This window comes from Moritella sp., from assembly GCF_033791185.1.
Classification (GTDB): domain Bacteria; phylum Pseudomonadota; class Gammaproteobacteria; order Enterobacterales; family Moritellaceae; genus Moritella.
In genome coordinates this window covers 1-9,665 of sequence record NZ_JASJHF010000012.1, presented here as the reverse complement: position 1 = coordinate 9,665, position 9,665 = coordinate 1, and the positions used below count along the sequence as shown (strand labels likewise).

Annotated in this window: 9 protein-coding genes; 3 read left to right on the top strand and 6 right to left on the bottom strand. The window is 38.7% G+C overall.

Going from position 1 to position 9,665, the window contains the following annotated elements; genetic code table 11:
• The first annotated feature begins 894 nt into the window (after positions 1-894).
• Positions 895-1,842, top strand: a complete 948-nt coding sequence (locus tag QNK26_RS00665) for a GGDEF domain-containing protein (RefSeq protein WP_319220333.1) — start codon at positions 895-897, stop codon at positions 1,840-1,842.
• Between the two features lie 176 nt (positions 1,843-2,018).
• On the opposite strand, the gene crr is transcribed toward QNK26_RS00665, so the two are convergent.
• The 4 genes from crr to cysK form a co-directional block, all read right to left on the bottom strand.
• The gene (gene crr, locus QNK26_RS00660; RefSeq protein ID WP_211672527.1) at positions 2,019-2,531 is read right to left on the bottom strand and encodes a PTS glucose transporter subunit IIA; all 513 of its coding nucleotides are present in this window, start codon (positions 2,529-2,531) and stop codon (positions 2,019-2,021) included.
• Between the two features lie 120 nt (positions 2,532-2,651).
• Complete coding sequence (gene ptsI, locus QNK26_RS00655) at positions 2,652-4,379, bottom strand: phosphoenolpyruvate-protein phosphotransferase PtsI (RefSeq protein ID WP_319220332.1); 1,728 nt, start codon at positions 4,377-4,379, stop codon at positions 2,652-2,654.
• 48 nt (positions 4,380-4,427) lie between these two features.
• Positions 4,428-4,685 (bottom strand): HPr family phosphocarrier protein, encoded by a 258-nt coding sequence (locus tag QNK26_RS00650; protein ID WP_319220331.1) that lies wholly within the window; start codon positions 4,683-4,685, stop codon positions 4,428-4,430.
• A 367-nt stretch (positions 4,686-5,052) separates the two neighbouring features.
• A complete protein-coding gene (cysK, locus tag QNK26_RS00645; protein WP_319220330.1) occupies positions 5,053-6,021 on the bottom strand; it encodes a cysteine synthase A in 969 nt (322 codons plus the stop codon).
• A 482-nt stretch (positions 6,022-6,503) separates the two neighbouring features.
• On the opposite strand from cysK, the gene QNK26_RS00640 reads away from it, so the two are divergent.
• Positions 6,504-7,625, top strand: a complete 1,122-nt coding sequence (locus tag QNK26_RS00640; protein ID WP_319220329.1) for a beta-ketoacyl-ACP synthase III — start codon at positions 6,504-6,506, stop codon at positions 7,623-7,625.
• A 133-nt stretch (positions 7,626-7,758) separates the two neighbouring features.
• Here QNK26_RS00640 and QNK26_RS00635 read toward each other — a convergent pair whose 3' ends face one another.
• Entirely contained in the window at positions 7,759-8,418 is a 660-nt protein-coding gene (locus QNK26_RS00635; protein ID WP_319220328.1) for a TetR/AcrR family transcriptional regulator, read from the bottom strand.
• Positions 8,419-8,616: 198 nt separating this feature from the next.
• Entirely contained in the window at positions 8,617-9,369 is a 753-nt protein-coding gene (gene cysZ / locus QNK26_RS00630; RefSeq protein ID WP_319220327.1) for a sulfate transporter CysZ, read from the bottom strand.
• A gap of 185 nt (positions 9,370-9,554) precedes the next feature.
• Between cysZ and QNK26_RS18800 the strand changes: the two genes are divergently transcribed.
• Positions 9,555-9,665 (top strand): AAA family ATPase (locus QNK26_RS18800; protein ID WP_413816339.1); only part of this gene is annotated, 111 nt, incomplete at its 3' end.

The window sequence follows — 9,665 nt, the reverse complement described above, 5'->3', positions numbered from 1 at the left end:
GTATTTACGTTTTTCCAGGGCCAGTTCCTGGATCTCGTTATTTTTCTTTAAGATGGCATTTTCTTTGTCTTTTTTCTCCAGGTCATAAAGTGATTGCATGCGGGTGATTTCTTTATGTTTTTCTTTATATTTCCAGCCTTATTTTTGCTTTGTTTATCGTGTTTAAATATCGACAATCGAGCATTAAGTTGTTGATTTTAAATGTTTACACTGTTTTCTTGACGATTTTTCTGTGAATTGTATTGAGTCATTAAAAAAGATGTTGAAAGTAGTTTATTTCATTGATTTATATATAAAGAATAAATAAATGACAGCATATTTAGGTTATCTTTATAATTATGGTCAGTTGCAAATAGAAGAGGACTTTAAAGTGAGAATTAAATTTACAAAATAGGCTATTAACTTAACCGTATAAGTAAATGTACAACTAAAAAATAGCGAGCTTCAAGTGGTGAAGATATTAGCAGAGTCATAAAAATCGCGTAATGGTACTCGAGGATATTGTGCTTGTTATTCGTATTTATAATAAATATCACCCAATTAGTCATTGCAGGGTTATGACTGGTTAGGCAATAACCAATCGACTTGCTTAACATGTGGTTGTACGGTAAATTCCCTACATTAAATAAGTAGTAAACCCCATCTTTTTAGAGTTTAATTAATTTCATGCCCTTAGCCTTACTAGACCTCTTTTCCATCGTCGTTTTCACCGCAATAGGGATGTCATTTTTAGCTGTGATCATGATATGCATTTGGATTGGCAACCGACGCTATGATGGCGTTAGTCATTGGCTTATAGCGACCTTGCTCTTATTAGCTTATTCCTTCACTTTGGCAGAACAATTATGGTTTTTTAAGCTGGATGATGAGGCTAATCATACGCGGCTGAACCCCATGTGCTCAAATATATTATTATGTGTTGCTGTTTGCCTGATCCCGCATGGTTTTCATCGATTTTTACAAATAAAAAAATCCGTACTTTGGCTCTATGGCTCGCAATTTTTGATTATCGGGCTGTGGTCTTTATATGGATTAACCGCCGAAGTACCTATGCTCTATAATGCAGTTGTTGTTACCTTTTCTATTAGTATCAGTTTGATTTTTAATTGTTGTTATTTATTTAGTTATAAAGCCAAGCAATATGGTATGACTCGACTTATTTGTATGTTGACCTGTATATTATCGTTAGTATTAATTTTGGCAGCTATTACGTTGTTAACGTGTGAGCAGAGCTTAATTAATTGCATTGAGCTCCCTAAGGCTGTAGCTTCTATTAACCTGCTAATGAGTCAGTGTTTTCTTACGTTCTGTTATTTGATGTTTTGTGCTCAGCGTAATGCCTTTTCATTACAGCACATGTCTTTTATTGACCCTCTCGCTAATATTTATAATCGCCGTGGTTATCAACATGCTATCGCTGCCTTAGCACCGCATAAAGAAGCCGCCGTTATGATTTTGGATATCGATCACTTTAAAAGTATTAACGATGAATATGGTCATGCTGCTGGTGACTTAGTGATTAAAGATATCGCGATGATTATTAGAACAGCCTGCGGTTCAACGTGTGTTTATGCTCGAACCGGAGGTGAAGAATTTAGTATCTATTCACCATTGCGATCAGCCAAAACCATGGAAAATTTGGCCGAACAGATGCGTATCTCGATTATGGGTCATACCATCACCAAAGAAAGTCTAGAGATAAAGGTGACTGCCAGTATTGGTGTTAGTATTGGTCAAAGCGTTAATGTCTTTGCCTTAGAAGAAGAAGCTGATAAGGCTCTTTATCAAGCGAAAAGAGAAGGCCGAAACTGTACCGTGATGCAGCTGTCTGTGGTGAGTTAATGATTAATAGATTAATAGGCCCAGGCTTTAGATTGGCGAGGTAGTACTTTAGGATATATTTTATCAGTCTGTGAATAGAGTAAACACCAAATGCAGACGAAAAAAAAGAGCTATCTATAGCTCTTTTTTGAATACCTAATTGGTTGCTAAGAACGTGTCATTAGCAATATTAAGTACTAGTCCTTAATAACTTTAAGAACAATCGTTTCGCCTAGTGCAACTGAACCAGAGAATTTTTCCATGCTCTTAATTTCATCCATGTTTGAGATGATGCACGGTGTAATTACTGATTTAGCTTTTTCAGTTAGAAGTGCTAGATCGAATTCAATGATAGTTTCACCAGCATTGATATGTTGACCTTCTTCAGCGATACGTGTGAAGCCTTCACCGCGTAATTCAACTGTGTCTAGACCGAAATGCACAAGTACTTCTAGGCCTTCATCAGAGCGAATTGCGAATGCATGGTTAGTTTCGTAAATTTTTACGATCTCACCTGTTACTGGAGCAACTAGTTTGTTACCCGTTGGGTTGATAGCGATACCATCACCAACAATTTTCTCAGCAAAGATAACATCTGGCACATCTTCGATAGCAACGATTTCACCGGCAAGTGGAGAAACAATGTGTAACGTATTGCTGTCTTTACTGTCGTCTGAAACCAGTTTTTTTAATTTATCGAATAATCCCATTTTTAACTCCTAGAATTTGGTAGACATAGTCATTGGTGATGAACGTGTGCATAACCAATGACTTTAGGTTGTTATCATAACATTATCTTTCGAGATTTGATGCTATGACAACTGAAATAATTAGCAAGCAGCGCGCTGTTTAGTGAATTGAGCGACTAACTCTTCGATTTCACCTGCTGTTGCACAGCTTAATGCTTGGTCTGCTAACTCTTTAACGTCAGCGAAATTAGCATTACGGATTGTTTTCTTCACTTTAGGGATTGAGATTCCGCTCATAGAGAACTCATCTAAGCCCATACCAAGTAATAGTAGTGTTGCAGTTTCATCACCTGCAAGTTCACCACACATACCTGTCCACTTGCCTGCAGCATGTGAAGCATCAATAACCTGTTTAATCAAAGTTAGTACTGCTGGAGTAAGTGGGTTATATAGGTCTGAAATCATTTCGTTACCACGGTCTACCGCTAGTGTGTACTGCGTTAGATCGTTAGTACCAATACTAAAGAAGTCTACTTCTTTAATCAGGTGGTGAGCAATAGCTGCAGCTGCTGGCGTTTCTACCATTACACCTGTTTCGATTGCATCATCGAAATCGTGACCTTCAGCTGTTAATTCAGCTTTCAGCGTTGTAAGAATTTCTTTAAGAAGACGCACTTCTTCAACCGAAATAATCATCGGGAACATGATGCGAATTTTACCAAATGCAGAGGCACGTAAGATAGCACGTAGCTGTGCGTTCATGATCTCTGGACGGTCGAAACAGATACGGATCGCACGCCAACCCAAGAATGGGTTCATTTCTTTTGGTAAGTTTAGGTATGGTAGATCTTTATCACCACCAATATCCATAGTTCGAATGATCACTGATTGACCATTCATGCTTTCTGCAACCGCTTTGTATGCTTCGAACTGCTCATCTTCAGTTGGTAAGCTATCGCGATCCATAAATAGGAACTCGGTACGGTAAAGACCAACGCCTTCGCCGCCATTGCGAGTTACACCAGCACAATCTTTTACTGTGCCGACGTTACCACATACTTCAACGTGGTGACCATCAAGTGTGATTGCAGGTAAGTCTTTCATTTTAAGCAGCTCAGCTTTTTCAGCAAGATACTGTGCTTGAGTTGCTCTATATTCTTTAATTGTGTCTTCTGATGGATTAACAATAACGCTATTGTTAATGGCATCAAGAATAACGAAGTCACCTGATTTGATGATTTCAGTTACGTTGCCTGTACCAACAATCGCTGGAAGTTCTAATGAACGCGCCATGATTGATGTGTGTGCAGTACGGCCACCTAAATCAGTAATGAAACCTAAGATCTTGTCTAGGTTAATCTGTGCTGTTTCTGACGGTGTTAAGTCGCTAGCGATAAGAATAACTTCTTCTTCGATTGCGCTTAGTGAAACGATTTCCATACCGAGTGCATTTTTCACAAGGCGAGAACCGATATCACGGAAATCCGCAGCACGTTCTCTTAAATATGGGTCGTCTAAAGCAGCCATCATTTCGGCGTTTTCTTCAAAGATGCTATGGATAGCAAGATCAGCAGACGCTTTATTTTTCTTAATAAAGGTTACGATATCTTCTTCTAGCTCTTCATCTTCAAGCAGCATCATGTGCCCTTCAAAGATTTCAGCTTTCTCATCACCAAATGTTTGGCGTGCCATTTCCGTGATAGCTTCAAGCTGTGTCGCAGACTTATCCCTAGCAGCTAAAAAGATAGCTATTTGTTCATCGATCTGTGCAGTTTCAATAGTTTGTTGGTTAAGAACAATTTCTTCGTTAATGAATAATTGTGCTTTACCAAAAGCAATACCTGGTGAGGCGAGAATGCCTGATATCATAACCTTTCCTTACTTCAATACAAAAAATACGTTAATAGCGGATTGGGTCTATTCTAAAACATCCATAAGAGCAACTAGTGCGTCAACAGCTGCTTGCTCATCAGTACCTTCTGCAGAAATAGTCATAGTTACACCTTTAGAAAGGCCTAACGTTTGTAATTTAAATAAGCTTGTAGCACTTGCAGATTTACCGCCAGCTTCAACAGATACTTTTGACTCGAATTCTTTTGCTTTTTTTACGAAAAGAGCAGCAGGGCGAGTGTGAAGACCATTTGGTGCGATAATTTCAACTGATTTTTGGTACATGACTTTTCCTTAAAATAACGATTCTAAAAAGAGTGTTTTACTATAACTATAGTGTAACTGCAATCTAATTTCACAGAGTGAAATAACTTTTTTTATTAATATATACAGTTATAGATCATGTTTTCGTAAGTTTTACGACAAAACATTGCGATGTAAGTATATTACCCCTAATTAACGCCTAAGTTGTAGTTTAATTACAACAAAAATGGGAAAGTGTGACGGCTATCAACTCGAATAAAAAAACTAGCGTGTACAAAAAAAAGCCGCTAGTGCGGCTTTTGTTAATTTTGTTAACTTAATGTAGTTACAACAGTCGTATTGTAACTATAAACGTACTATTGTAGCTATAACAATAAGCATGTGACTATTATTGTTGGAGCTCTTGCTCAGTAAATACGCCATCAAATAGTGCGGTACTTAAATAACGTTCACCTGAAGATGGTAAGATAACAACAATATTTTTGTCCGCAAACTCTGGTAATGCTGCTAAACGTGCTGCAGCAACAACTGCTGCACCTGAAGAAATACCCGCTAAGATACCTTCTTCTTTCATTAGACGTTGTGCCATTTCGATCGAATCTTCATTTGATACGAGTTCTACACGATCAACCATTTCTAAATCTAGGTTACCTGGGATAAAGCCAGCGCCAATACCTTGGATCTTATGTGGACCCGGCGTTAGTGCTTCACCTGATTTTGCTTGGCTAATAACAGGTGAGTTAGTTGGCTCTACTGCAACCGATACTAAGTCTTTACCTTTATTTAATTTAATGTAGCGGCTCGTACCTGTGATCGTACCGCCAGTACCAACACCGGCCACTAATACATCCACTTGACCGTCTGTTGCTTCCCAGATTTCAGGACCCGTTGTTTGTTCATGGATCGCAGGGTTAGCTGGATTTTCAAATTGTTGTAATAAAATCGTTGTTTCAGGATTTGCATCACGAATTTCAACGGCTTTATCAATCGCGCCTTTCATGCCTTTAGCGCCATCAGTTAGTACAAGGTTAGCACCTAATGCCTTAAGTAGCTTGCGACGTTCAAGACTCATGGTGTTTGGCATTGTTAATGTTAGTTTATACCCACGAGCTGCGGCAACAAATGCTAATGCAATACCGGTATTACCACTGGTTGGTTCAACAATCTCGATACCTTCTTTTAAGGTACCGTCTTTTTCTGCCTGCCAGATCATGTTTGCACCGATACGGCATTTAACACTGGCACTTGGATTACGGCTTTCAATTTTTGCAAACACGTTACCCGTAGTAACTCGGTTTAAACGTACTAGAGGTGTATTACCGATAGATAGCGAATTGTCTTGTAAAATTTGGCTCATGGGATTTCCCTATATAAATGATTACTCGTAACTTATACTTACTTATAATTTACTAACTTATAGCTTAAGCATACTGATAAGTTTGAAAATTGAAAATGCTGTTTTGTTATATCGTTAGGTTCTAAAATGATAAGAGGTTATAACGATTAGTTATGCATAGTGTTTAAATTCCATTTTGGCACAACTTAATTAAGTCGGTATAAATCATTAATTTTTGAGCCTATGGTATTGAGTCCTCTCTATATATAGACCAAGTTGGTAAGATTAGTTCATTCTTGATTGGCAAATTTAGTGTTTGCTCTGTTTTTAATCATGAATTCGGTTACCAAGGCATAAATTTTTCATTTTTGTCGGATGTGTAACTAGATCTAGTTAACAGTTTGCTTTAGTTTAGTGAACTCGGTATCCCATTTTAGCTGATAGTGGTTATGCATATAAGTTATTAAAGGACTCTGTGTAATTAGCCGCTAAAGGACAACGTAATGAGTAATGTAGTAATTAGTGGTAGCGGTTTATTTACCCCTCCTGATGCGATTAGTAATGATGAACTAGTAACAAGCTTTAATTGTTATGTTGATAATTTTAATGCTGACAATGCAGCCGCTATTGAAGCGGGTGCAGTAACCGCGAAAGCACACTCAAGCAGTGAATTTATTGAAAAAGCATCAGGCATTAAAAGTCGTTTTGTGATGAGTAAAGCGGGCATTTTAGATCCTGCGATTATGCGTCCTGTGTTTCAACCCATTGCGGATGACGAACCTAGTATTACCGTACAAATGGCGTTGACTGCCGCGAATGAAGCACTAAAAAATGCTAATAAAGGCGCACAAGATATCGACTTAATTATTTTTGCAGCTTCGGGTTTCCAGCGTGCTTATCCTGCCATGGCGGTTGAGCTGCAACATTATCTAGGCGCTAGTGGTTTCGCTTATGACATGAGTGTCGCGTGTTCGTCGGCTACATTTGCGATTGCCAATGCGATGGACGCGGTTAAGTCTGGACGTAGTAAAGCGGCATTAGTGGTTAACCCTGAGATTTGCTCTGCGCATTTAAACTTTAAAGACCGTGACAGTCATTTCATTTTTGGTGATGTATGCACCGCCGTGGTGATTGAAGATAAAGCGACTGCGACCAGTAATAGCTGTTATGAGATCATGGATAGTAAGCTATTTACTCAGTATTCAAATAACATCCGTAATAACTTAGGTTATTTAAGCCGTAGTGAAGGCGCTGATATAAATGCTGATTCAAGTTTCTTCATGCAAAATGGTCGTAAGGTATTTAAAGAAGTACTACCAACCGTGTATAACTTGATCACCGAGCAACTAAGCGGCTTAGATCTGCAAGCAAGTAACTTCAAACGTTTATGGTTACACCAAGCGAATATCAACATGAATAACTATTTGGCCAAGAAGTTATTGGGTCGTGACCCATCTGTGACTGAAGCGCCAATTATTCTGGATGAATATGCCAATACTGCATCGGCAGGTTCGATTATTGCTTTCCATTTACACCAAGACGGTGTGGAACGTGGTGATTTAGCGTTAATTTGTTCATTCGGCGCGGGTTATTCCGTGGGCTCGCTTGTGCTTAAGCGTTGCTAATAGTCAAATGTGACGAGTCATCTAGTCAATGAGTATCTGCTTATGAAATGAAGCCCCCGTTAATACGTTAACGGGGGCTTTTAACAAAAAGGGAGCGGTTTGGCTATTATCGTATAATAACCGAAGCATTAAGTTATAGCAGAGCCGACGTTGGTGCAGGCGTAGCATAACGCTGGTAATGTTGTTCTAAACGCGTAAACATAGCGCAATATTCAGGGGTTGAATGGGCTCTAAATAACATGAGTACACGTAGTAAACCTTCGTAAAGAAATGCTTTCGTCACGCTCTCATTGCGCGAATGTGTTTGTTTATAATGGATCCAAAAACCAGCAATCATTCGCATTGTGTCCGCTAAAGGCGTAACTCGGTCGGCGTCAATCGCCAGCACACCATCTGCTTTCAGCTTGTGCAAAATATTACTTGAACGATCCAGTGCTTCCCGTTGAGTGTGCTGATAGCGCTTTGATAATTCCGGATCGCGATTAAGAATTGCAGTAAGGTTGTTATACATAAACCGAAATTTCCACACCGTTTCAAACATAGTATCAAAATAACCGATAAGTAGATCTACGTTGAGTTTGTTATCTTGATAGGGCTGGAAACCGGCATTCAAATGTTCTTCATATAAATCAAAAATAGAACGGATAATGTCTTCTTTATTGCGAAAATGATAATAAAGAAGACCCGGACTAATGCCTAAATGGGCGGCTAGATGATTGGTGGTCATATCTCTTACACCATGCTCGTTAAAAAGCTCAAGGCTGCCGTAAACTATTCTGTCGCGGGTTTTCATCTTATACCTAAAATTTAATGCATTATTCAAAAGTTAATAATGCAATATATTTCTGACGTTGACTGTAATCTAGCTAACATTTTAACAAAATATATTGCGTCGCATATATATGAAATAAAATAACAAGGCTGGTTGATACCTAAATTTTGACTAAACACAACGAAACTCGCTCTCCGTTATGCCAACAAAAGTTATAGTTTACTTCTCACTACAATTAGATTTATCACTATTACTAACCCACATTGCAGTGGCACCGCATACGGCAACAGGCATGATCATGAAGTTCACCACTGGAATTGACTGGCACAGTGCCACCATAGAACCAAAGCTTAGCGACTGCATGCGATTTGCTGACAGTTCACTGCGCATCTCATCAAAGCCTACTTTGTTATTGTCAAAGATGTAATCGGCATATTGAATCGCCAGCATCCAAGCAGTAAAGATAAACCACAATACAGGTGCAACTGTTTGGCCAACAACTGGAATGAAAAACATCAACAACAAACCAATTGCACGTGGAATGTAGTATTTGATCTTTTTTAGCTCTCGCGTCAGTACCCGGGGAATATCAAGTAAGATATCCTTAATACTGGTATCAGGCATTGGTTTATTACTTAATAGTAGTTCTGTTTGCTCGGCTAACAAGCCATTAAACGGCGCGGCGATAATATTGGCAATGGCGCCAAAAAAGAACCCAAATACCAGCAAAATGACAATGAAGGCGAGGGGTTTAATAATATAAACTAACCAGCTCAACCAGTCTAAACTTGCTTCAAGTTGTAGTAGCCAGACATCGATTTGTTGAAACAAGAAATAAAAGCTAACCGAAAATAAAATAAGGTTAACTAATAGTGGGATTAATACAAAAGGTCTTAGCTTGGGTTGACGGATCAAGTCGAAACCTTGTAAGAAATATTGAAACCCGGATAACGATGGTTTTACTGAAAGCATATTCGATAGTGCCTATGTGAGTTGTTTATGTGGTGTATCTTATCATGAGGTTACTATGGTACGACTGCCATTGATGTAAAAAGTGCAGTAAAAAGCAGCAGCTTTTCTATTCTGCTCAGAGGAATCTTTAATATTGCATGCACATCTGCTAAAGTTTTCTGGTTATTCTATCTACGTTGTTGGCTATGTACCTTAAAAAGATCAAAATATCTGGCTTTAAGTCGTTTGTTGATACCACCGAATTGCTTTTTCCCCATGATATGACTGCGGTTGTTGGCCCTAACGGCTGTGGTAAA

What these genes read in the sequence shown, in the direction of transcription:
- QNK26_RS00635 (WP_319220328.1), bottom strand. Translation starts at nt 8,418, where the DNA reads ATGAAAACCCGCGACAGAATAGTTTACGGCAGCCTTGAGCTTTTTAAC.
- QNK26_RS00650 (WP_319220331.1), bottom strand. Translation starts at nt 4,685, where the DNA reads ATGTACCAAAAATCAGTTGAAATTATCGCACCAAATGGTCTTCACACT.
- QNK26_RS00640 (WP_319220329.1), top strand. Translation starts at nt 6,504, where the DNA reads ATGAGTAATGTAGTAATTAGTGGTAGCGGTTTATTTACCCCTCCTGAT.
- cysK (WP_319220330.1), bottom strand. Translation starts at nt 6,021, where the DNA reads ATGAGCCAAATTTTACAAGACAATTCGCTATCTATCGGTAATACACCT.
- cysZ (WP_319220327.1), bottom strand. Translation starts at nt 9,369, where the DNA reads ATGCTTTCAGTAAAACCATCGTTATCCGGGTTTCAATATTTCTTACAA.
- crr (WP_211672527.1), bottom strand. Translation starts at nt 2,531, where the DNA reads ATGGGATTATTCGATAAATTAAAAAAACTGGTTTCAGACGACAGTAAA.
- ptsI (WP_319220332.1), bottom strand. Translation starts at nt 4,379, where the DNA reads ATGATATCAGGCATTCTCGCCTCACCAGGTATTGCTTTTGGTAAAGCA.
- QNK26_RS00665 (WP_319220333.1), top strand. Translation starts at nt 895, where the DNA reads ATGTGCTCAAATATATTATTATGTGTTGCTGTTTGCCTGATCCCGCAT.